At 70.0% G+C, this 21503-nt stretch carries 17 protein-coding genes; 7 read left to right on the top strand and 10 right to left on the bottom strand.

What is annotated here, in order from left to right; all coding sequences use genetic code 11:
* Positions 1-14: 14 nt before the first annotated feature.
* On the top strand, positions 15-3941 hold the full coding sequence (locus ACFWIW_RS20130) for an alpha-(1->3)-arabinofuranosyltransferase (RefSeq protein ID WP_378369816.1): 3927 nt from the start codon (positions 15-17) through the stop codon (positions 3939-3941).
* Here the strand turns inward: ACFWIW_RS20130 and ACFWIW_RS20125 are convergent.
* A complete protein-coding gene (locus ACFWIW_RS20125) occupies positions 3909-4850 on the bottom strand; it encodes a hypothetical protein (protein WP_378369815.1) in 942 nt (313 codons plus the stop codon). The two genes, ACFWIW_RS20130 and ACFWIW_RS20125, sit on opposite strands and share 33 nt — an antisense overlap.
* Positions 4851-4971: 121 nt before the next feature.
* On the bottom strand, positions 4972-6183 hold the full coding sequence (locus ACFWIW_RS20120; protein WP_378369814.1) for a lipopolysaccharide biosynthesis protein: 1212 nt from the start codon (positions 6181-6183) through the stop codon (positions 4972-4974).
* A 69-nt stretch (positions 6184-6252) separates the two neighbouring features.
* Here ACFWIW_RS20120 and ACFWIW_RS20115 point away from each other — a divergent pair, with 69 nt between their 5' ends.
* Together ACFWIW_RS20115 and ACFWIW_RS20110 are read left to right on the top strand one after the other, a co-directional pair.
* Positions 6253-7944, top strand: coding sequence for a hypothetical protein (locus tag ACFWIW_RS20115; RefSeq protein ID WP_378369813.1), 1692 nt, complete (start codon positions 6253-6255; stop codon positions 7942-7944).
* A 3-nt stretch (positions 7945-7947) separates the two neighbouring features.
* Positions 7948-8127 (top strand): hypothetical protein, encoded by a 180-nt coding sequence (locus ACFWIW_RS20110; protein WP_378369812.1) that lies wholly within the window; start codon positions 7948-7950, stop codon positions 8125-8127.
* Between the two features lie 925 nt (positions 8128-9052).
* On the opposite strand, the gene ACFWIW_RS20105 is transcribed toward ACFWIW_RS20110, so the two are convergent.
* Entirely contained in the window at positions 9053-10285 is a 1233-nt protein-coding gene (locus ACFWIW_RS20105) for a glycosyltransferase family 4 protein (RefSeq protein WP_378369876.1), read from the bottom strand.
* Between the two features lie 163 nt (positions 10286-10448).
* Here ACFWIW_RS20105 and ACFWIW_RS20100 point away from each other — a divergent pair, with 163 nt between their 5' ends.
* Entirely contained in the window at positions 10449-11147 is a 699-nt protein-coding gene (locus ACFWIW_RS20100; RefSeq protein ID WP_378369875.1) for a methyltransferase domain-containing protein, read from the top strand.
* On the opposite strand, the gene ACFWIW_RS20095 is transcribed toward ACFWIW_RS20100, so the two are convergent.
* On the bottom strand, positions 11141-12175 hold the full coding sequence (locus ACFWIW_RS20095) for a DUF3068 domain-containing protein (RefSeq protein ID WP_378369811.1): 1035 nt from the start codon (positions 12173-12175) through the stop codon (positions 11141-11143). The two genes, ACFWIW_RS20100 and ACFWIW_RS20095, sit on opposite strands and share 7 nt — an antisense overlap.
* Before the next feature lie 224 nt (positions 12176-12399).
* Here ACFWIW_RS20095 and ACFWIW_RS20090 point away from each other — a divergent pair, with 224 nt between their 5' ends.
* The gene (locus ACFWIW_RS20090) at positions 12400-12783 is read left to right on the top strand and encodes a hypothetical protein (RefSeq protein ID WP_378369810.1); all 384 of its coding nucleotides are present in this window, start codon (positions 12400-12402) and stop codon (positions 12781-12783) included.
* On the opposite strand, the gene ACFWIW_RS20085 is transcribed toward ACFWIW_RS20090, so the two are convergent.
* Together ACFWIW_RS20085 and ACFWIW_RS20080 are read right to left on the bottom strand one after the other, a co-directional pair.
* Positions 12780-13952 carry a PucR family transcriptional regulator gene (locus ACFWIW_RS20085; protein WP_378369809.1) on the bottom strand — a complete coding sequence of 391 codons (1173 nt, stop codon included), beginning with the start codon at positions 13950-13952 and terminating at the stop codon, positions 12780-12782. The genes ACFWIW_RS20090 and ACFWIW_RS20085 overlap by 4 nt on opposite strands.
* A 60-nt stretch (positions 13953-14012) precedes the next feature.
* Positions 14013-14450 carry a MarR family winged helix-turn-helix transcriptional regulator gene (locus ACFWIW_RS20080; RefSeq protein ID WP_378369808.1) on the bottom strand — a complete coding sequence of 146 codons (438 nt, stop codon included), beginning with the start codon at positions 14448-14450 and terminating at the stop codon, positions 14013-14015.
* 38 nt (positions 14451-14488) lie between these two features.
* Here ACFWIW_RS20080 and ACFWIW_RS20075 point away from each other — a divergent pair, with 38 nt between their 5' ends.
* Positions 14489-15010 carry a hypothetical protein gene (locus ACFWIW_RS20075; protein WP_378369807.1) on the top strand — a complete coding sequence of 174 codons (522 nt, stop codon included), beginning with the start codon at positions 14489-14491 and terminating at the stop codon, positions 15008-15010.
* Here the strand turns inward: ACFWIW_RS20075 and ACFWIW_RS20070 are convergent.
* The 4 genes from ACFWIW_RS20070 to ACFWIW_RS20055 form a co-directional block, all read right to left on the bottom strand.
* Positions 15000-15770 (bottom strand): SH3 domain-containing protein, encoded by a 771-nt coding sequence (locus ACFWIW_RS20070; protein WP_378369806.1) that lies wholly within the window; start codon positions 15768-15770, stop codon positions 15000-15002. The two genes, ACFWIW_RS20075 and ACFWIW_RS20070, sit on opposite strands and share 11 nt — an antisense overlap.
* Positions 15771-15865: 95 nt before the next feature.
* Positions 15866-16555, bottom strand: a complete 690-nt coding sequence (locus ACFWIW_RS20065) for a sigma-70 family RNA polymerase sigma factor (RefSeq protein WP_378369805.1) — start codon at positions 16553-16555, stop codon at positions 15866-15868.
* A gap of 147 nt (positions 16556-16702) precedes the next feature.
* Complete coding sequence (locus ACFWIW_RS20060) at positions 16703-17200, bottom strand: hypothetical protein (RefSeq protein WP_378369804.1); 498 nt, start codon at positions 17198-17200, stop codon at positions 16703-16705.
* A gap of 199 nt (positions 17201-17399) precedes the next feature.
* Positions 17400-18269, bottom strand: coding sequence for an alpha/beta fold hydrolase (locus tag ACFWIW_RS20055; protein WP_378369803.1), 870 nt, complete (start codon positions 18267-18269; stop codon positions 17400-17402).
* A gap of 106 nt (positions 18270-18375) precedes the next feature.
* Between ACFWIW_RS20055 and ACFWIW_RS20050 the strand changes: the two genes are divergently transcribed.
* A complete protein-coding gene (locus ACFWIW_RS20050; RefSeq protein ID WP_378369802.1) occupies positions 18376-21462 on the top strand; it encodes a BTAD domain-containing putative transcriptional regulator in 3087 nt (1028 codons plus the stop codon).
* The last annotated feature ends 41 nt before the right edge of the window (positions 21463-21503 follow it).

The raw sequence follows: 21503 nt of genomic DNA, 5'->3' as shown, positions 1-21503 counted from the left end.
CTAGTATCTACCGGATGGTAACCCCCGGCGCGCTCGTGAAGAGGCCGAGCACGTGGATCGTGCTGGCATTCACCGTGCTGTCCTTTGTGCAGCGTCCCGGCAGGACGACCTTCGACACGAAACTCGACCTCGCCGTGGATCCGCTGGCCTTCCTCGGCAGGGCGCTGCATCTGTGGAATCCCCAGGCGACGGCGGGGGAGCTGCAGAACCAGGCGTACGGCTATCTGTTCCCGATGGGGCCGTTCTTCGCGGTGTGCCAGGCCGTCGGCATGCCGGTGTGGATCGCACAGCGGCTGTGGTGCGCGATCCTGCTGTCGGTCGCGTTCGGCGGCGCCTTGCTCGTGGCCCGCGCGCTGAAAATCGGGAACGAACGGACTCGGCTGATCGGAGCAGTCGGTTACGCCCTCGCGCCGAGGATGGTCACCGAAATCGGTTCGCTGTCCTCGGAAATGCTGCCCGCGGTCCTGCTGCCGTGGGTGCTGCTGCCCTTGATCCTCGCCGATCGCATCGGCTCGCCGCGCCGTGCCGCCGGGTTGTCCGCGCTCGCCGTGCTGTGCATGGGCGGGATCAACGGCGCGATGGTCGTGATGGCGCTCGTGCTCCCGGGCTTGTGGTTGCTGACCCGGAAGTGGCGGAGCACCCATGTCGCGCTGGTGATCTGGTGGTTCGTTTTCGTCGTCGGCGTGGTGCTGTGGTGGTTCCTGCCACTGGTGCTGCTCGGCCAGTACAGCCTGCCGTTCCTCGACTACATCGAATCCGCGACGAACACCACGGCGCCGATGTCGTTGTTCGAGGTGCTGCGCGGCACGAACCAATGGGTCGCCTACGTCGTGCAGGGCACGCCATGGTGGCCTTCGGGCTGGGCGCTGATCGACAATCCGGTGCTGATGGCGGCGACCGGGCTGGTGGCCGCGGTCGGGCTGTTCGGCCTCGCGCGGCGCGGGCTGCCCGAACGGCGCTTCCTGGTGCTCGGTGTGCTGACCGGGCTGACGCTGCTGACCGTCGGCTACGTCGGGACGCTCGACAGCCCGCTGGCCGAACCCGTGCGGCATCTGCTCGACGGACCGCTCGCGCCCCTGCGGAACGTGCACAAATTCGAACCGGTGCTGCGGATGCCGCTGATGCTCGCGTTCGTCCACGGCATCACGAGCGCCGCGCCGGCGTTACGGCGGAATCTGCGTCCCGCGCTGGGAGCGCTGCTGGTCGTGGCGATGGCCGCGCCGGTGTGGCTGCTGACGCTGCGGCCGGGGCCGGGCTGGGACGAGGTACCGGGATATTGGTACGACGCCATGGGATACGTCGCCAAGACCGACGCGACGGCGCGAACGTTGCTGCTGCCCGCGACCGGGTTCGGCGAGTACGACTGGGGCCGCACGGTGGACGAACCGGCGCAGGCCATCGCGGACAGCCCGTGGGCAGTGCGCAACCAGGTCCCGTTGGGCTCGGAGGGCAACACCCGCCTGATGGACTCGGTCGACGCGGCGTTGGCCGACGGCAGAGGGGATCCCGGGCTCGCGGCGCTGCTCGCGCGGTCGGGCTACCGGTTCCTGCTGCTGCGCGGCGACGTCGACCGCGCCAAGGTCGGCGCGCCCGATTTCACGACATTGCGCGCCGGACTGGCGGGATCGCCGGGGATCGAGAAGTCGGCCCAGTTCGGGCCGCTGGAGGTCTTCGAGGTGAAACGCCCGGTGCCGCTTGTCACCGCGACGTCCACGAAGGACGTCCCGACGGTGAGCGGCGGACCGGAGAACCTGTTGCCGCTGATGAACTCCGGACAGCTCGACCCCGGCACGCCGACGGTGCTGACCGGAGACGGCGGCTCGCCGACGGGGCCGAGGCTGGTCACCGACGGGCTGCGCCGCGCCGAACGCAACGTCGGCGGCGTGCGGGACAACCTGAGCCAGACGCTGACCGCCGGTGAATCCCCGCGCCAGCAACGAGCCGCGCTGGACGTCCTGCCGTTTCCGGGTGAGCAGCACCAGACCGTGGCGGCGTACCGGGGGATCCGTTCGGTCACCGCGTCGACGGCGGCCTCGTTCGCGGACGCCTTCGGCGGCTCGGATCCGAGCCATCAGCCGTTCGCCGCGCTGGACGGGGATCCGCGCACCGCCTGGCATTCGTCGAGTTTCACCGGGCCGATCGGGGAATGGCTCGAAGTCGAACTCGACACCCCGAGGCTGGTGAACTCGGTCGATCTCGCGATGGTCGACGACATCCGGGTCGGCTGGCCGCCGACCAAGATCCGGATCACCACGGACAACGGTTCCGTCGATCACCAGGTCGTCCGGGGTGCGGGGGCGCACACCTATCCGGTGCCGGCGGGGGTGACCCGCAAGGTGCGGATCACGTTGCTGTCGCTCGTGGTCGGCAGGCAGGACGGGAACGTCGGGATCTCGGAGCTAAAGATCCCCGGCGTGGAACCGCAGCGCGCGCTGGAAGTCCCCGCCGATCTCGGGGCGGGTGCGGCTCCGGGGTTCGCGTTCACGCGCGGGCCGCAGCCGAGGTACGCGTGCGTGCCCGGGCGCTGTGACGCCAACGCGGGCCGCGACGGGGAGGAACCGGACGGGATCCGGCGGCTGTTCTCGACGACGTCGCGGAGCGCGTACGAGTTCGGCGGCACCGTGCTGCCCGCGGGCGGTGGCCGGGTCCCGGTGACGCTGCCGGGCCTGCGGGTTTCGGCGACGTCGCAACTGGGCGGGGATCCGTCCGCGAGCGCGTTCGCCGCGGTGGACGGGAATCCCGCCACCGCCTGGCAACCCGACATCACCGACCTGCGGCCGACGATGACGCTGGACTGGGCGAAACCGCAGACGATCTCCGGAATCCGCGTCGCCGCAGACGCGCGGGCGCCGAGGCGGTTGGAACTGACCACTCCGACGTCGAGCCGTTCCGTCGAACTCGACGCTTCCGGGGCGGCGACGTTCCCGCCCCTGGAGACCTCGCAGCTGAAGATCGCGTTCGCGGGTCTCGACGACGACCAGCGGACCCGGAACTCGCTCGGAATCGGGAGCCTTTCCCTGACCGGCGCGGAACTTCCCGCTCCGGCCGCGGAATTCGCCCTGCCCTGCGGATCGGGTCCGAACGTGCGTCTGGACGGCTTCGACTACGACACGTCCGTGCGCGGCACGCTCGCCGACTTCGTCGCGCACCGGCCGCTGACGCTGTCCGCTTGTCCCGATTCGGCGGGCGGGGTGGACCTGGCGGCCGGCGGGCACGAACTGCGGACCGACCGGTCCGAGTCCTTTGTGGTCCAAGACCTGTGGCTCAAACCCGCCGGCCGCGCTGTCGCGCCCGCTACACATCGCGCGGTCACGGTGGAATCCTGGGACGCGACGTCCCGCTCGGTCACCGTGGCCGGTGGTGACGAGTCCATTTTGGCCGTTCCGGAGAACGCGAACGCGGGCTGGACCGCTTCGCTGAACGGGACTCCGCTGGTGAAGACGCGCGTCGACGGCTGGCAGCAGGCGTGGATCCTGCCCGCGGGCTCCGGCGGTGTCGTGCAATTGGAGTTCACGCCGGACTGGAAGTACCGGTCCGGACTGCTGATCGGGGCGGTCGCGATCCTGCTCGTGCTGATCGGCGCCCTGTGGCCGGTCCGCCGGCGCCATGTTTCGGTGGAAGCGGGCTCCGGGCGGGTGGTGCCGGTGGTGCTGATCGGACTGCTGGCCGTCCTTGGCGGGATGCTGCCGATCGTGCTGCTGATCGCCGTCCTGCTCGCCCGCCAGTTCAGCGAACGCGCGCCGCGGTATCTCGCCTTCGGCGGGATGGTCGCGGGAACGCTCGTCGCGGTGGTGGGGCGGCTGCTGGGGCACGGACAGGAGTGGGCCTATGGTCCGGTGACCCAGGCTTCGCTGCTGTTGGCGGCGGCGGCGATGGTGGCGATGTGTGTGCCTTGGTTCGCGGGGCGGTCACCCGAGCCGGACGTCGGGCCGGGGTCGTAGCCGGGCGCTGTCCAGCGCCGCCCGGAGCTCGGCCACGACCCCGCTGGGCTCCGAACGCAGTCGTGATGGCAGCGTTTGGACGACGACGATCCCGGCAGCGGCGTAGCGGGCGTTGCGGGCGAGGGTTTCGCGGAAGCCGGTGTCTCCCGCGTGATGCCCGAGGGAATCGATTTCCCAGGCGAAGCCCAGTTCGTCGCACCAGCCGTCGGGCTGCGCGATGTAGGTGCCGTCCGCGTCGAAGATCTTGACGTTCCACTGGCATTCGGGAAGGTCCGACCGCTGCCAGAGACGCCAGGCATCGGCTTCGGCGACCGATCGGGCGCCACCCAGGATCGGGAGGAGCGCGCTTCGCAGGAGCTCCTTGCCCGTCCGGCGGCCCTCGTCGAGCTCGTCGGCAAGGGATCGAGGCAGGCAGAACCCTCGCTGGACGGACTCGGCCAGCATCGCCGTGATCGCGTCCTTGTGCGGTGTCCTTCGTGCCGCGTCGATCACCGCGCGGGGTACTGGAGCTGTCGGGACTCCGGACCGCGGTCTGGGATTGGGGAGACGTCGTGACCGTTCGATGTGGACGAACCCGCAGTTCGCGACCGACCGGTTCGCGGGGACGAGCACGTGGACCTCCTCGGTGTCCGGGAGGTTACGCAGCCCGTAGCGCTCCAATGCCCGCACGCCGGTCAGGATCGAGTCGGTGCCGGAATGCAGGAGCGCGGCGTGGATCTTCTGCTCGCCCGTCGGGTCGCCGTTCTGGAGCAGCACCACGCCGGGGAGCAGCATTCGCCACGTTCCGCCGGGCCCACACCGGCGCGAGATCGTCCGGCGCGGCATGCCGATGGCTTCGAGCTGTTTCGCCGCGATCACCTTCGAGCCGTTGGTGATCAAAGGGTGGCGTGCCCAGTCTCCTCTTCGCACTCGAGCAGCATGGAGCCGATCACCGACAGAACCTGCCAGCCTGGGATCGTGACCGGACCTTTCATACGTGACCGTGTGGATTTTGGGACATCTGACGTCCCAAAATCCACACAGTCGCGGCTCATCGTCGCGACCGCAGCTCCAACACCGCGCCAGAGAGCGCCAACCCGCCAGCACAGCAAGCGGCGACAGTAACCACCTGGACGGCCGACGAGTGCAGCCAAGTGGTCACCAGCACCGTCTCCACCACCACGGTCGTCCACATCAGCACGGTCACCCGCCGGTCACCGGCGGCGAGGCGCGAGAACAGCAGGATCTGCACCAGCGCGAGCATCGAGCCGGCGAGGGCGAACGGCCAGACCGGCATGGTGCTGGCGGCGTAGCCGGAGCCGCCGATGAACGAGAGCAGACGCGGCCCGAAAGCGAAAGAGACCAACAGCACGAAGGCGTCGAGAGCGGCACAGACGGCCAGGGCGGCGGGCAGGATGCGGCGGCGGTCGGCGCCGTTCGCGAAGCGGGGAAGCACCAGGACACCGACGGCTTGGGGGAGCCAGTAGGCGATTTTCGTGACGATCGCGCCGAGTGCGTACTCGCCTGCTTCCGCAGCGGGGAGGGTGTGGCGCGCCAGCACGAGATCGAGGTTCACCAGCAGGACCAGCGCCAGCATCGCCTGGGCCGCGTGCAGGACCTCGCCCGCGTGCCAGCCCGCCTTGCGGGGCCGCGGCCGTCCACAGAGGACCCAGCCGCAGAAGATCACCAGGTACGAGCCGATCGCGGTCCCGGCCAGCGCGCCGGTGGCGTCGCCGCCGATCAGCAGGCCGAGCAGCGAACCGCCGACCTTGCCCACGCCTTCGAGCGACATGAGCCCGGCCAGCAGCGCGAAGCGGCCACCGCCCTGCAGCAGGCCGTGGAAGAGGCCGAGCAGCGTGAGCGGGCCGAGCGTGACGGCGAGCAGCAGCGCGGGCACCACCGAATCCAGGTGCAGCACGAAGACCAGCACCGGCGCCAGGATCAGGCCGATCGTCGCGACGATGGCGCTCGTCGTGAGGCCGAGCGCGAGCAGTGTCCCGCTGTCCTGCGACTCCTTTGATGAACGCAGCCGGGCCACCCGCAGCGCGACCACGGTTTGCAGCCCCATCGCGGGCACGACGCCGATCACCAGCACCGCCAGCAGCGAGCTCAGCTCACCGAACGCGCTCGGCGCGAGCAGCCGGGCGGCGACGATGCTCAGCGCGTACGCGCCGGCGTTGTTCGCGGCCAGCGCGAGCGAGACGAGGATCGCCGCGACACGCTTGTCGGTCCTGGTCTGCCCGACCTCGGCGTCTACGCTCAACGGAGCTCCCATTACCGGCGAGTAATCTCCGCGACCATAACCGCGATCGAGGCGGAAAGGGAAGAGCACTTGGACGCACGGCGCGAACGTCTGGTCTTGGCCGCGGTGTCGGCCGGGCTGACGCTGCTGGTGTTCCTGCCGGTGCTCGGCCGCGGTTTCGTCCTGAGCTACGACATGGTGTTCGCCCAGCGTCAGTCGCTGATCCCGGACGCGCTCGGGCTCGGTTCCGCGCTGCCGCGATCGGTTCCCGCCGACGCCGTGATCGCGCTCGCGACCACCGTCGTCCCCGGCGATATCGTCCAGAAAATCATTCTGTTCCTCTCGCTGTTCGTGGCGGCATACGGCGCAGCGCGGCTGGTCCCGACGGAGCAACCCGGTACGCGGATCGTCGCCGCCACCGCTTACGCGTGGACGGCGTATTTCGCGGAGCGGTTGTTCATCGGGCATTGGCCGCTCCTGCTCACCTACGCCTGCCTCCCGTGGATCGTGCGCGCCGCGCTTTCCCTGCGCCGGAACGAACCGAGGGCGTTCGCGCGGCTGGTGCTCGCCTGCGCCCTCGCGATGCTCACCCCGCCTGGCGGAGTGCTGGCCGCACTCACCGCGATCGCGCTGGCCGGACCGCGAAAACTCGGCCACACCGTCGGTCTCGCGGTGGTGCTCAACCTGCCGTGGCTCGTCCCGACGTTCCTGCACGACGGCGGCACGCTGTCCGACCCCGCCGGGGTGGCCGCGTTCAGCGCCCGTGCGGAGAGCTGGGGCCCGGCCATCCTGAGCGTGCTCGGGCTCGGCGGGATCTGGAACGGCGACGTCGTCCCCGGCAGCAGGGGCGCGCCGATGGCACCGGTGCTGATCCTCGTCACGGTCGCCGTGGCCTTGGCCGGGCTCCGCCCGCTGGCGCGAAAGTGGGGCACACCGCCCGCGAGAGCATTGCTGCTGCTGGGAGTTCTAGGTGTCGTGCTCGCCTCGCTCGCGACCCTGCCGTTCGGCGAACCCGTGCTGTCCTGGGCGATGGGACACGTGCCCGGCGCGGGACTGCTGCGGGACGCGCAGAAATGGGTGGCCTGGTGGGCGCTTCCGGTCGCGCTCGGCTTCGCGCTCGCGGTCGAGGCCGCCGCCGCGCGTCTGCGGACCGGGGCCGCGCGTGGAGCGCTCGTCGTGGCCGCCGCGCTGTTTCCCTTGCTCACCATGCCTGATCTCGCCTGGGGCGGCTGGGGAAGGCTCGAAGCGGTGCGCTACCCGGACGACTGGAACGCCGTCCACCGCGTTCTCGCCGAAGACGACCGGCCCGGCGACGTGGTCGCGCTGCCGCTGTCCACGTTCCGGAGTTTCGCCTGGAACGACCACCGGACCCAGCTGGACCCGGCACCGCGCGCGTTGCCCGAGACCGTGCTCGCCGACGACACACTGCGCGTCGGCGGCGAGGAGATCTCCGGCGAGGATTCCAGAATGGACCGTGTCCGCGCGGCGAAGTCGCCGGAAGACCTGTCGGCGGCGGGAATCGGCTGGATCCTCGTCGAACACGGGACGCCGGGGCGCGTCGATCCGCGGTTGCTGACTGGCGCGGAACCGGTGTGGTCCGGTGAGTGGCTCACGCTTTACCGCACTCCCGGTGAGCCCGCCGTGACCGGGACGCGATCACCGGTCTTCGTGGTGCTGGCAAACGGAGTAGCGCTGGTGACGATCGCGGCCGCACTGTTGTGCCTCAAGTTACCGGTGCGTACATTGAGCCGACGCAGGAATTCCCTGTCGCGGAAGGAGTAGGTCTTGGGCACCCTCATCGGCGCGGCCGCCGCCGTCATCATCGGGCTCGCAACGGCCGCGGGCGGGAGTTACGCGCTGACGAACACCGCCGACCCGGACACCGCACCCCAGGTGCAGGCGAAGATCAAGGAGCAGTTCAACCCGAACTCGAGCCCCGAGCACGTCATTTACGGCAACCGCTGAGCCGGTGTCCGAGCTCGCTTCCGACCACGCCGGCCGGGTCGTCGGGCTCTACGGCGACCCCACCGTTTCCTGGAGCATCCTCCTGGAAGCGAGGCTGTCTTCGGCACTGACACCGGAAAAGGCTCGCATGCGGCTGGCGGTCGCGGTCGAGGAACGGCCTTGGCTCGGCGCCGCTCCGGACGTCGAAGCCGTTCGGAGCGAAGAACTTCCGTCGGTCCGCGATCGGTTCGCCGAGGCGGCGTACGAACGCGGCGCGCCGCTGCTCCGGGTCGCGGTCGGCGTCGACGAACCGGTCGTGCTGATCGCCGCGCACCACGGCGCGCTCGACGGTCTCGGCCTGCTCGCCGTCCTCGGACTGGCCCTCGACGTCCCGATCTCGTCCGCCGCCAAGGGAATCGGTACCCGCACGGCGGACCGCTCGTTTCTCGTCTCCGCCTTCCAAAGGCTTGCTGAAGCCGTTTTCGCGCCTCCGGCGAGAATCACCCCGGAACGCGCAGAAAGCGGCCCCGGTGACGTGTTCAGCGCCAGGATCCTCCCTCGCTCACGATTCGGGTCCGCAGCCTTCGCCGCGGCCGCCGCGGACCTGACCGAGACGTGGAACGCCCGGCACGGCGAGGAAACCGCACGGGTGGTGGCCGCGGTCGGGGCCTCGTGGCGGGGCGGAGCCGCGCCGGAACCCCTGCACGACAGCGCGTTCTTCCGGTTGCGGCTCGGCAGGAAGCCCGCGGTCGCCGAAGTCGGCGCGCTGCTGGCCACACAGCCGCCGGAGCCCGATTTCCCCGCTCGCAGCAGCCGGATCGCCCGGCTGGGCACCCGGCTGCTGGCGGGCAGACTCGGTTCGACCTATCTGGTTTCCAATCTCGGCGTCGTTTCGGCGGCGGACGCGGTCACCTCGATCGCGTTCTATCCCGCCGCCAGCGGCCGCTCAGGCGTGGCGTTCGGCGCGGTGACCGTCGGCGAGACGAGCACCGTCACCGTGCGCGCACGCCGCAAGGACTTCGACGACGCCGCCACGGCCGACCTGGCCGACGGGATCGTGGAAGCCTTGCGACGTCAATACCCTGGGCTGCGGGATGGCCACCCCGGCCACGTCGCGCACGAGTGATTCGAAGCGGCTCACGCTGTGCTCCCAGTCGAACAGGCCCGCCCAGGTGACGCCTGCCTTGCCCATTTCGGTCCGCCGTACCCGGTCGGCGAGCAGCCCGCCGACGTGGGCGGTGAAATCGGCGAAGTCGTCTGCCAGCAGACCGGTCTTACCCTCCACAATGGACTCGGCCACCCCGCCAGCCGCCCGGTAGGCCACCGACGGCACGCCGTGCGCGGCGGCCTCCATGATGACGATTCCCCAGCCCTCCTTGACCGACGGGCACAGGTGCAGCCAGGACCGTTCCAGGATCTCGTGTTTCTCGTTCTCGTCCACCCAGCCGTGCAGCCGCACCCGGTCTTCGACGCCCCGGTCGCGGGCGTGCTTGCGCAAGACCTCTTCCCAAGGCCCCTGGCCCACGATCTCCAGCTTCAGCGTCGGCCAGCGCCGGGAAAGTTCGGCGACGACGTCGATCGCGTGCTCGATCCGCTTGTGCGGCACCAGCCTGCTGACCGCGACCAGCGTCGGTTCGGTCTCCCGGACGGCCTTGCCGCGCGGGGGAGTGTCCAAACCGTTGGGGACCACGGTGATCCGCGAGCCTTCGATCCCCAGACCCGCCAATTCGCCCTTGGTGATCTCGGAAACCGTGACGTAGCGGCAGTGGCGGAACAGCCACGGTGCCAGCCGCGACTCGATCCACCAGCCGATGCGGCCCAGCGTCTCGCCGAGCGCGCTGATCCACTGCTCCTTGTGGACGTGGTGCACGAGCACGAGAACCGGGCAGCCCGCGACGAGCCTGGCGAAGAACGGCATCCCGTTCTGGACGTCGACGACGAGGTCGGCGTGCGCCTTCCGGATCGCCCGGAGCGCGTGAAGGTACACGCCGAACTTGTTGCCACGGCGGCGATAGCGGACGCCGTCGCGCCATTCCCCGGCGTTCGCGCCCGGGTACGCCGCGCACTGGATCTCCACCCGGTATCCGGCCTTGGCGAGCCCCTCGGCCATCCGCTCGACGTACCGCTCGGAGCCGCCGCCCTCCGGATGCCCGGTGTCGCGCCAGTTGACGAGCAGCACACGTGGCCTTTCCATCGTGGTTCTCCCAACCTGTTAGCGACAATGCTAGGTTACCGGTGCGTACACGGTAGATGAATCATTCTCGGAAAGCGATGGTTCGATGGTCGGTAATCGGTCGGTGGCTCCAGTGACGATGCCTCATCGCGCCACCTTGCGCAGATCGGTGACGTTGTTCCGGGCTTTTCTCACCGAACAGACGGATCCGGACGGTTTCTACTCGGTGCTCGCCGAGGACTCGGTCCGGCAATTGGCGCAGCACACTCCGTTGAACGGCCGAACCGTCGTCGACGTCGGCGGCGGTCCCGGCTATTTCTCCGACGCGTTCCGTGCCGCCGGAGCCACGTACCTTGGCATAGATCCCGACGTCGGCGAGCTGACGGCACGGGGCGAGGCCGGTGAGAACATGGTGCGTGGCAGCGGGACGAAACTGCCCGTGCGCACCGCGTCCGTCGACGTCTGCTATTCGTCGAACGTCCTCGAACACGTTTCCGAACCCGAGGTCATGCTGGCCGAGATGTGCCGGGTGACCAAACCCGGCGGAACGGTTTTCGCCTCGTTCACGCCGTGGTATTCGCCGTGGGGCGGGCACGAGACGGCACCGTGGCATTTCCTCGGTGGCCACTACGCCCGTCGGCGTTATCTCGAAAAGAACGGGAAGGAGCCGAAGAACAAATTCGGCGAGAGCCTTTTCGCCTTTTCGGCCGGCGCGGCCATCCGGTGGGGGAAGGCCGCGCCGCTCGCCGATCTCCAGGAGGTCTATCCGCGATACCACCCCTCCTGGGCCCAGTGGATCGCGCGTGTCCCGGGTGTCCGGGAGGTCGCGTCGTGGAATCTGGTGATGGTGCTGCGCAAGCGTCAGTGACGGGAAGGGGCGGGGCGGCGCTTCACCAGGAGGAAGACCCCGAGAGCGAGGAAGGCCGCGCCGGCGATCCCGAGCACGATCGGCCCGGTGCTCCCGATGAAGTCCAGCTTCCCCTTGTTCTCGTCGACCTGCTTGACCATCGCGTCGACGGTCGCGTCGGTGAAGGCCAGCTTGCCGTCGAAGACCACCGTGGGGGTGGGATTCGCGGCCGACCGCAGTTCCTGGTGCGACTGCTGTTCCTGCCTGACCTGGATCCCGGTCACCGGCTCGATCCAGCTCGTGATGGTGCCCTTGTAGAACTGCCCCGCTTCGACGGAGTCCCCGGTGGCGCCGATGAGCGAGCCCGGAACCTTCTTCGTCGAGATCTTCGTGTCGGGGATCTCCTGGACGAACTTGTAGACCTCGACGCCCTTGATGTCTTCGACGCCCTTGAACCTGGCCTGCACCGCGCGGCCGGTGTTGTCGTCGTAGACCTGGTAGTCCTTCTGCTCGGTGCCGAAGGGGAACTTGAAGTTCAGGCCGGGCTGCGCCTTGTACTCCTGGACTTCCTCGGGCTTCTCGCCCTCTTTTTCCGGCTTCTCCTTGAGTTTGGTGACGAAGCTGCTGTTGGCCGAGCACTTCGCCTCCTGGTCGCCACCCGGCGGCACGTAGCCCTCGGCGGTGCGGCGATCGAAGCAGACCTGGCGTTTGCTCGCGCTGACGACGGTCTGGTCGCTGGTGTCGACGACCGAGACGGCCATCAGCCAGACGGCGACGTCCGTGCCCTCCCGCATCTCCGGCGGCGCGAAGTTCGCCACCACGCGAGCGGTCGCCTTCAGTTTGGCGTCGTCACGGATCTCCGTGACGGTCTTGCCGCCCACGGTCTTCACCGCCAGCACCTTCGACGCGGTGCCTTCGAGGATCGACGTCGATTCCTGGTTCAGCGGCACCTTGGCGAGTTCGGGTTTCACATACGTCGGCAGCAACACCGCGCCGGCGACGGCGAACACCCCTAGGGCCAAGAAGATCAGGCTCAACGCTCGACGCAACGGTCCTCCTGGTGAGACACATTACCCATCGGTAATCAGTCGCCAGATACTGGCCCGCGGACCGGTCGGCGTCAAAGGTGTGACCGACGGTCACAGGCACGCCGTGCGACCGGAAGGTGGTACGGGCGCCCCCATTCGGCGCAGTCAGCCAAACATGTTTGTTCCCCGGAACAACGTGATCGGGACCACCATCGGACGACTTCCGGTGCGTGGAAAGGAACTCTGTGCCGCAGGACCCGAACGATCGCCGCGCGCTGGACATCGGCGCGTACTCGGATTCCATCACCGACGTCGAGCTCCGGGACGCCGTCGCCGACGTGGCCGCGCTGCTTTCGTTGCACGGCAACGTGATCCGTGATCTCGACGCCAGGAGGTCACGGTGGCGCCCCGGGCGGCGGTCGCCGCATCCCGACATCGTCCTGTCCGCCGCCGGGCGCCGTCCACAGTGGACGAGATCCGCGAATCCCGAGGTGACCCTGCCGGTCGCCACGACCTCGCGCGGCCGCACCCTCGCGGTGCGGCTCATCGCGCGGCCCGGTCTCGGGCACACGCTGCTGGACCTGGCGAGGATCATCGACGCCGACTTGGCGCCGGAGCGGCAGGCCTAAATGTCGGTCAGCCGGACCGCTTCCAGCGCGACATAGAGTTCGCCGACGTCGACCGGGTCGGAAAGGTCGCGTTTGGTCAGCTCCTGCACCCGGCGCAGCCGGTAGCGGACCGTGTTCGGGTGGACGATCAGCCGGTCCGCGGCCTCCTTGGCCGAGCCGTGCCCGGCGAACCACGCGATCAGGGTGTCGAGCAGGACCTGCCGCTCGGGTTTGGGCAGCACCAGCAACCCGGTCAGCACGGAACGCAGCACGTCCCGCGACATCTCCGGCGCGCTCGCGACCAGCGTGGTGACCGGCGAGTCGCCGAAGACGGCGACACCGGCGGCGCCCGCGGCCAGTGAGCGACGGGCGATCCGGGCCCGGTGGACCGCGTCCGGTACCTCGAGGAATCCGTTGAACGGCCTGCTCATCCCCGCCGCCAGCGGCAGGGTGCCCAGCAGGTCACGCAGCCGCCGGACATCTTCGACGCGGTCGATCACCACGAGTCCGACCTCGGCGCCGGGCCGCCAGGCCGATTTCCAGCGCCGTGCCCGCAGCAGCGCCTCGACACCGGGCCGTTCCTCCGGCTCGACGGCTTCGGTCACGACGGCGACGAACGTGCCCGCGGCCGGGAGGTCGAGTTCCTTCGCGGCGTTTTCGAGCTCCGGCTGGGTGGCGAACCGGCCCTGCAGCAGACCGTCGAGCAGGGCGAGCTTCTCCTGGGAGAGTTCGGCGGCGACCTCGCTGTACGCGGTGGTCAGCGCGTCGGAGTAGAGGTCGATGGTCTTCCACACGTTGGAATTGATCTCCACCGTGCGGGCCGGGTTGATGAAGCCGGGGCCCGCCAGCTCCAGCAGCCGCTCGTAGACGAAGATCCCGCCGATGCGGAACGCGCGGAGCACGGACGGCAGCGGGATGCCCTGCCTGGCTTGGGCCAGTCCGGTCTTGCGTGCCGCGTCGAGCGGCAGCCCCCGCCCCTCGACGAGCGCGGTCAGCGCCCGTTCGAGATTCGCCCGGCAGACCTTGCGCAACTCGTCCGGCGCGGTGCTGTCCACCTGGTGATAGAACTCGTCCTCGTCGCTGAGCAGCTGGGCGAGGCGATCACTGAACTCGGGCAGCCGGGTGAGCATCGCCTGCATGAGCACACGCTGCTCCCGGGGTGCGGGAGTAGCGAGAGCTTCGGTGCCCATCCGTCAACTCTAACCCGATGGAGTGGCCGCTTTTTATCACGATGCGACGAAAGGGCGCTTTCAGGAGCTGAGCGCGGCTGACAACCTGCGCAGCGTGTCGCGGGCCCGGCGCAGCTCCTCGGTCGTGACACCGCTGCCGTCGAGCACGTCCCGCCGCCGGGTTTCGCTCGCGTCCCACAGCCGCTTCAGCAGCCGTTCGCCCTCGGGGGTGATGGCGTACAGGGCCGAGCGGCGATGGGCGGGATTGGGCCGCGCGCACAGTTCGCCGGCCTCGGTGAGGTCGTCCACGACGCGCTGCACGGCCTGGCGGACCTGGCCGAGCCGTCGCGCGATGGCGGGGACGGCCAGCGGTTCTTCGGACACCGCGCTCAGCACGTGCCAGCGGGCGACCGTCGTGCCCTGTCCGGCGGCTTCCCGTTCGCTGATCCGGCGGCTCACTCCCGCCAGCTCGTAGACGTCGGCGATCAGCAACCGGTAGTCGTGGACGAGCTCGCTCATGGTTGACAGCATACTGTCAAAGTGCCCATTCTGGCCGCATGGACGTCACCGAACGGATCGCCGCCGTTTTCACCGCCGCCGGACCACGCCCCGAACTCGCCGGACGGCTGAGCGTGTTCGAGCCACTGATCGGCAGCTGGGATCTCGTGGTGCACAACCACGCCGAGGACGGGACCGTCCGGACCGTCGACGGGGAATGGCATTTCGGCTGGGCGCTGGACGGCCGTGCAGTGGCCGACGTGTGGATCAGTCCCGCCAGGGCGAGCCGGACCGGCGGCGTGGACGGGGAGTGGGGGATGAGCCTGCGCTTCTACGACGAGAAGATCGACGCGTTCCGGTCGACCTGGCTCGGCCCCGGCAACGGCTGGGTGATCCCGTTCCTCGGCAAACGGACCGAAGACGGCTTCGAGATCGAGGCGGACACCGGCGGCGTCCGGCGCCGGTGGATCTTCTCCGAGCTGACCGCCACGAGTTTCTCCTGGCGGGCGGAGGAAACGCTGCCGGGCGAGGACCCCTTCGTCCGGCAGCGTTTCGAAGCCACTCGAGCGGTCAGTGGTTGATCTTGAACCACGGCTGCGACCAGCCGAGATAGGTGTAGCCCCAGGTGTTCTTGATCTCCGCGATCGTGGTCTCGGTGAAGCTGCCGGGGCCGTGGATGTCGTTCGACAGGAACTTGCCGCCGCCGATGGAGAACATCGCGTGCCCGGTACCGCCGTTGCTGAAGAAGGCGAGCCCGCCCGCGGGGACCTGGGTGTCACCGGGGTGCTTGAACGAACCGGGGATCTGGGTCCAGTGGACGTAGGCCGTTTCCGAGCCGCTGGCGTTCCAGCCGTAGGCCCACGCGTTGATCCGGTCGCACCAGCGGTAGTAGTCGGGGTCGTTGTGGGTGTGCACGTGCGCCTTCGCCCACGCGATGGCTTCGGCGCAGGTCCTCGGGTTGCCGGTGCCGGCGGTGGAACAGGAGAGCGTGCTGCCGGCGCAGTCCGGGGCGACCCGGCCGTCCGAGCCGGTGTAGACGTAGGCGTCGCTGATGTAGCCGCCCTTCGACGGCACGTAGTCCCAGATGTCGGTGGTGCCGTACTTCCCGGTCACCGTCGTGCCGTTCGTCTGGCAGTCGATCGTGACGGCGGTGCCGCTCGCGACGGTGCCGACCGAACTCGCGCTGGTACTCGGGCTCGACCGCACGGTCACCGCCGCCCCGGAGTCGGTGTTCACCGTGCCCGTCGCCGCGAGCGCCTCGCCCGCGCCGCCGAGCATGATCGCCCCGGCCAGCGCGATCGTGCCCACGGCGCCTCTGGCGATCCTCGATCGGAACTTCATCTGTGTCCTCCAGTGGTTTCCCCGATTGGGGGGCCAGGATGGAGGAGCGTCGTACAAGCGCCGTACAAGAAGGGCAACGTCCTAAGTGGACTTTTCTATACCGGGACGAGCTCCGGTTCGGGGATTCGCCCGATGATCGGGACATCGTTCGCGTAACGGGCGTTCCGCTCGGTGAGCAGGACCCGCAACCGGGCGAGCGCCCGGAACTGCGCCGCGCGGACCGCCCCCGCGCTCGGCAGGCCGAGCCGTTCCGCCGTCTCCTCGGCCGAAAGCCCGAACACGAACCGCAGCGCGAGCACCTGCCGGTGCGGCATCGGCAACCTCGCCAGCAGGACCCCGGCCTGCAACCGGTGCTCCAGCCGTTCGATCTCGTCCGGATCGCGGCGCGCCCACGCCGTCAGCCCGTCGCCGATCTCCGGTACGGAGGCGACCGGCTCGCGGGAACGGCGCCGGTGCAGATCGGCCACCTTGTGCCCGGCGATACCGAGGACGAACGCGAGGAACCGGTCCGGCCGGTATCGGTAGCGGGGCAAGGCGATCAGCATCGCCTGCAACACCTCCTGCGCGCAGTCCTGCGCGTCGCAGGCGCCCGTCCCGGCGGTCCCCAGCCTGCTCGCGCAGTAGCGGAACACGTGCGGGGAAAGGAAACGGGTCAGGTCGCGGAGCGCGTCCGGGTCACCGGCCACGGCCGCCCGGACCAACCTGCTGTCCGGGTTGGGCAGCCGCCCCGCCGTGGCGGCGGCACGGGAGTCCGCGGGTACCGTCGAGGGCGCTACCTCGTCCAAATCTGCACTCCTGGTTCGGGGGAACTGGCCGCCAAGGTGCGCCCGTCATCGGGGGCCGGGACTTCGTGCGCGGTTGTCCAGCTTGCCGTTCCGTGCGGAGGATGTCCATACGACGGGCCGGAAGTCATCCGAACCGCGCAATGTCTACTATGGACTGTTACCTGGCTGCGATACCTTGAGGCAGGACAGCACCGGGGGATAGGCGGTCGTGTCGGTGCCGAGGAGATCGGCCGTCCAGACCACGCAGTGCGCGAGCACCCGGATCCGCTGGTTGAGATCGGCGTTCTCACACGCTTGCCCGATCTGGTCGGCGCAGGTGTCCCGGTCGTCGCGGACGCTGGCGGCGATGGCCCGCACGATCGCGGCCACTCCCGGATCGAGACGGTCGGGCCGGACCGTCATGCCCGCGTGATCCCGCAGACGCAGCGTGAACGGTTCGCCGATCCGCAGCGAACGGCGGCGATCCTTGGCCGCCAGGGAAAACGTGTCGACCAGTCGCCCGACGACGTCGTCGAGCGCCGGTTCTCGCCGGGTGGAGGTGGCGATGGACACCAGGGCGGTGGCGAGCCGGTCGGCCTCACCCGATCTGGTGAGTGAAAGGAGATCGCGTGCGACGGTGTGCGCGCGTTTGGCGGTGGGTTTCATGTCGGGCCCCTCGTTCGTCGTGCCGCCTCCCGATACCCGTCCGGGTGAGGGCCAAACCCGATCGGCGGTCGATTGCCGCCAGTGGGGGCGTGAGTTGGGCCGTTCGGCTCAGGCCGATGGCAAGGATTCCACGAGGGGGTCGTGAGTGAGGAAGACCGTTAGAACGATCATTGTCACTCACGACCTTGCCCAAACCGTTCTAGCGCGTGAGCAGATCCCTAAGCGCCTTCACCACGTCCGCCGGTGATTCCTCGGCCATGAAGTGACCCGAGGTGACCGTCCGGTGGTCCAGGTCCGTCGCCCACGCCTGCCAGAGCGCGACGGCGTCGTAGCCGAGCACGGCGCCCCAGTCCTGCTGAAGCACGGTGAGCGGCATGGTGAGCCGGTTGCCCGCCGCGCGGTCCGCCTCGTCGTGCTCGACGTCGATCCCCGCCGACGCGCGGTAGTCGGCGACGATCGACGGCACGGCTTTCCGTGACGCCTCCAGGTACGCGGCACGGACGTCGGCGGGGATCGCATCGCCGTTCCGGGTCCAAGCGTCGAGGAAGTGACCGAAGAACGCGTCGGGCGCGCCGGCGATCAGCCGCTCGGGCAATCCGGGCGGCTGAGCCATCAGGTAGAGGTGGAAGCCGACCGCGGCACCGGCGCCGTGCAGCACGTCCCACATGTCCAGCGTCGGCAGCACGTCGAGGATCGCGAGGTGGCTCACCCTGTCCGCGTGGTCGAGCCCCGCCCGCAGGGCGACCAGCGCGCCGCGGTCATGCCCGGCGAGGGCGAACCGGTCGTGGCCGAAGGCCTTCGCGACGGCGACGACGTCGGCCGCCATCGACCGCTTCGAGTAGGTGTCGCCGGTGTCGGCGGGCTTGTCGCTTTCACCGTATCCTCGCAGGTCAGGGCAGAGGACGGTGTGATCGGCCGCCAGATCCGCCGCGACGTGCCGCCACATCAGGTGGGTCTGGGGGAAGCCGTGCAACAGCACGATCGGGCTGCCCGTCCCGGCGACGGCGACGTCGAGTGCCACGCCGTCCGCCACGGGCACGCGCTGGTAGTCGAATCCGGTGATGCGCATGGGTACCTTCCTGGTCGTTCCGTGATGACAGCCAGCGTCCCCGGCCCGAATCAGCACCCGGTCAGCGTCCGGGGCACGATGATCACCGCCGGTGAAGGAGGTGACGATGAGGTTCGGGGTGCTCGGCCCGCTCGTGGCCGAGGACGGACGAGGCGAAGTCGGGCTCAAGGGCCCGCGGCACCGCGCGGTGCTGGCCAGGCTGCTGATCGCCCGCGGCCGGGTCGTGCCGGTGGAACGCCTGGTCGACGACCTGTGGGAACGGCCGCCCGAGGGTGCGGTCGGCGCGGTCCAGACCTTCGTCGGTGCCTTGCGCCGCGCGCTGGAACCGGATCGCGCGCCCCGTGAGCCCGCGCGGCTGCTCGTCACGGTCGCCCGCGGCTACGCGCTGCACGCGGATTCCGTCGACGCGTGGGACTTCGAGGCCGGCGTCGCCACGGCCCGTGAGCTCCTCGACGCCCGCCGGGCGGACGCCGCACTGTCCCAAGTGGACACCGCGCTCGCGCTGTGGCGCGGCCCCGCGTACGCCGGGTTCGCCGAGGAAGGCTGGGCGCTCGGCGAGGTCTCCCGGCTCACCGAACTCCGGTTGCTGGCCGGTGAACTCCGTGCCGAAGCCCTGCTCACGCTCGGCCGGGCCGCCGAGATCGTCCCCGAACTGGAACCACGGGTCCGCGAGTATCCCTTGCGAGAAAACGGTTCCCGGCTGCTGGCCTTGGCGCTCTACCGTTCCGGGCGGCAAGGCGACGCCCTGGCGGTGTTGCGCGCCACGCGGGAACGGCTCGCCGACGAGCTCGGCATCGACCCCGGCGCGGGCCTGCGAGACCTGGAAGCCGACATCCTGGCGCAAGCGCCCCGGCTCCGGCCGTCCGTGCCCACGATCCGCGAGCGGCCGTTGATCGGGCGGGACGCGGAACTGGCCAGGCTCGAAGAGGCCTCGGAGGGGTCGCGGCTGGTGCTCGTGTCGGGTGAGGCGGGGGTGGGGAAGACAGCGCTCGCCGAGGCGTTCTCCGCCCGTCTCGCCGCGCGTGGCTGGACCACGGCCTGGGGAAACAACCCCGACGACGAGGGCGCGCCGCCCGCCTACGCCTGGACCCGGATCCTCGCCACGCTCGCCGACGCGGGATACGGCGCGCCACCGGTCGCGGACCCGGCGATCGAAGATCCCCTGGCCGCGCGCTGGCGATGGCACCGGGCGGTCGCCTCCTATCTGTCCGGTGCCGCTCCCTTGCTGCTCGTCCTCGACGACCTGCACTGGGCGGGCGAGGAGACGTTGGCGCTGCTGACCTCGGTACTGGACGAGCCGGTGCTGATCGTCGCGACCTATCGCGGCACCGACCCGCCCGCGCGGTTGACGGATTTCCTCGGCCGGGCCGCCCGCCACGAGCCGGCGCGGATCTATCTCGGCGGGCTGCCCGAGACCGAGGTCGCCGCGCTGGTCAGGGCCACGATCGGGGAGGACGTCGATCCGGAAACCGCCGCGGCGATCCACCGGCGCAGCGGCGGGAACGCGTTCTTCGTCCGTGAACTGGCCCGCCTGCTGGCCGCCGAGGGGCAGGCCGCGTTGGCCGCGGTGCCGCCGGGAGTCCGCGACGTCGTCCGGCACCGGGTGGACGCGTTACCGGACGAGGTCCGCGGTGTGGTGCGGCGCGCGGCGGTGATCGGTACGGACGTCGATCTGGACGTGCTCGAGGCCCTGGTGGGGGAAACCGCCCTTGACGCGGTGGAGATCGCGGCCAGGCAAGGAATCCTGGCCGAGCGGGCGCCGAACCGGTTCCGGTTCGCGCACGCGCTCGTGCGGGACACGCTCTACCACGACCTCTCACGTTCGCGGCGGGCGCGCGAACACGGCGGGACAGCCGAGGTACTGGAACGTCTTCGCCCGGACGACGTCGACGCGCTGGCGCACCATTTCCTGCTGTCCGGGGAGCATGGCGACCGTGCCGCCCGGTACGCGCGAGCAGCCGCGGAACAGGCCGAAAGTCGTTTCGCCTCAACGGAAGCGGCGCGACTCTGGGATGCCGCGCTCAGCGCGTACGACCGATCCGGCGGCTCCGATCCGGAGAAGCGGCTGGAGCTGATCATGGGCAAGGCGCGCGCTTCGGCCGTCGCCGGTGGCCTCGGCCAGTCCCGGCGGCATCGGGCGGAAGCGCTGGAACTGGCGGAAAAGCTGGACGATCCGCTGCTGACCGCGCGGATGATCGGCGCCTTCGACGTTCCCGCCATCTGGACCGAAAGCGACGACAGGGAACTCGCGTCCCGGATCGCGGGCGCCGTCGAGCGGACCCTCGCCGCGCTGCCGGCCGGACGCCGGACCGAGCGGTGCCGCCTGCTGGCCACGCTCGCGGTCGACCTGCGCAACGAGGGCGGGGCGCGGGCTCGCGAGGCGGCCAGGGAGGCCGAGGCACTCGCCCGCGGGCTCGATGACCCGGCGTTGCTCGCGTTCGCGCTCAACGCCCGGTTCCTGCAGTCCTTCGACCGCGCGGGGCTCGCCCCCGAGCGGGCGGCGATCGGCACCGAACTGGTCGACCTCGCCACGCGGCACGGACTGGTGACGTTCGAGGTGCTCGGCCATCTCGTGCTCCTGCAGGCGAAGAGCGCGCTCGCGGATTTCGCGGCCGCGGACCGGCACGCCGCGGCCGCGGACGGGCTCGGCGAGAAGTACGGGCTTCCGCTGGTCGGCGTGTTCACCCGGTGGTATCGCGCGATGCGGACCGCGATGACCGGCCCCGGTGGGGAAGCCGCCTACCGTGCCGCGGCGGCGGGGCTCGCCGGAACGGCCATGTCCGGAGTGGACAACGGGATCCTCGCGTTCGCCCTGTTCTGCGACCGGATCCAGCGTGGTTTGCCACCGGAAGCGCGAGAAGAGAGCTACGGCGCTTACGAAAGCTGGTGCCGTCCGGTGCCGCCGATCCCGGATTCGCCCCGGGACCTGCTGTTCGAGGCCCGCACCTGTCTGCACGCCGTGGTCGCGATCGAGCTCGGCGACCGGACGGCGATGGAACGCCTGTACGCGGAGCTTCTGCCCGCCGAGGGCGAGATCGCCGGTGCCGGGAGCGGGATGCTCACCCTCCGCCCGGTCGCCTGCTACCTCGGTGACCTGGCCACGGCACTCGGTCTGCCGGAAGCCGCCGCCGGGCACTACCGGAAGGCGCGGGCCATCGCGGCGAAGGCAGGCTCACCGCATTGGGGTCGTTAAGGCGTAACTCACGTGATTGGAAGGCGAACTCGGTGGCTGCG

This window comes from Amycolatopsis sp. NPDC058340 (genome assembly GCF_042723975.1).
In the GTDB taxonomy this organism is placed as follows: domain Bacteria; phylum Actinomycetota; class Actinomycetes; order Mycobacteriales; family Pseudonocardiaceae; genus Amycolatopsis.
The sequence above is the reverse complement of the archived record's forward strand: the minus strand, read 5'-3'. Positions and strand labels throughout refer to the sequence as shown.

Bases quoted from the DNA above. Each gene is read 5' to 3' on its own strand.
- ACFWIW_RS20130 (WP_378369816.1), top strand. From the start codon at position 15: ATGGTAACCCCCGGCGCGCTCGTGAAGAGGCCGAGCACGTGGATCGTG.
- ACFWIW_RS20085 (WP_378369809.1), bottom strand. From the start codon at position 13,952: ATGGGCACCGAAGCTCTCGCTACTCCCGCACCCCGGGAGCAGCGTGTG.
- ACFWIW_RS20080 (WP_378369808.1), bottom strand. From the start codon at position 14,450: ATGAGCGAGCTCGTCCACGACTACCGGTTGCTGATCGCCGACGTCTAC.
- ACFWIW_RS20075 (WP_378369807.1), top strand. From the start codon at position 14,489: ATGGACGTCACCGAACGGATCGCCGCCGTTTTCACCGCCGCCGGACCA.
- ACFWIW_RS20070 (WP_378369806.1), bottom strand. From the start codon at position 15,770: ATGAAGTTCCGATCGAGGATCGCCAGAGGCGCCGTGGGCACGATCGCG.
- ACFWIW_RS20060 (WP_378369804.1), bottom strand. From the start codon at position 17,200: ATGAAACCCACCGCCAAACGCGCGCACACCGTCGCACGCGATCTCCTT.
- ACFWIW_RS20055 (WP_378369803.1), bottom strand. From the start codon at position 18,269: ATGCGCATCACCGGATTCGACTACCAGCGCGTGCCCGTGGCGGACGGC.
- ACFWIW_RS20050 (WP_378369802.1), top strand. From the start codon at position 18,376: ATGAGGTTCGGGGTGCTCGGCCCGCTCGTGGCCGAGGACGGACGAGGC.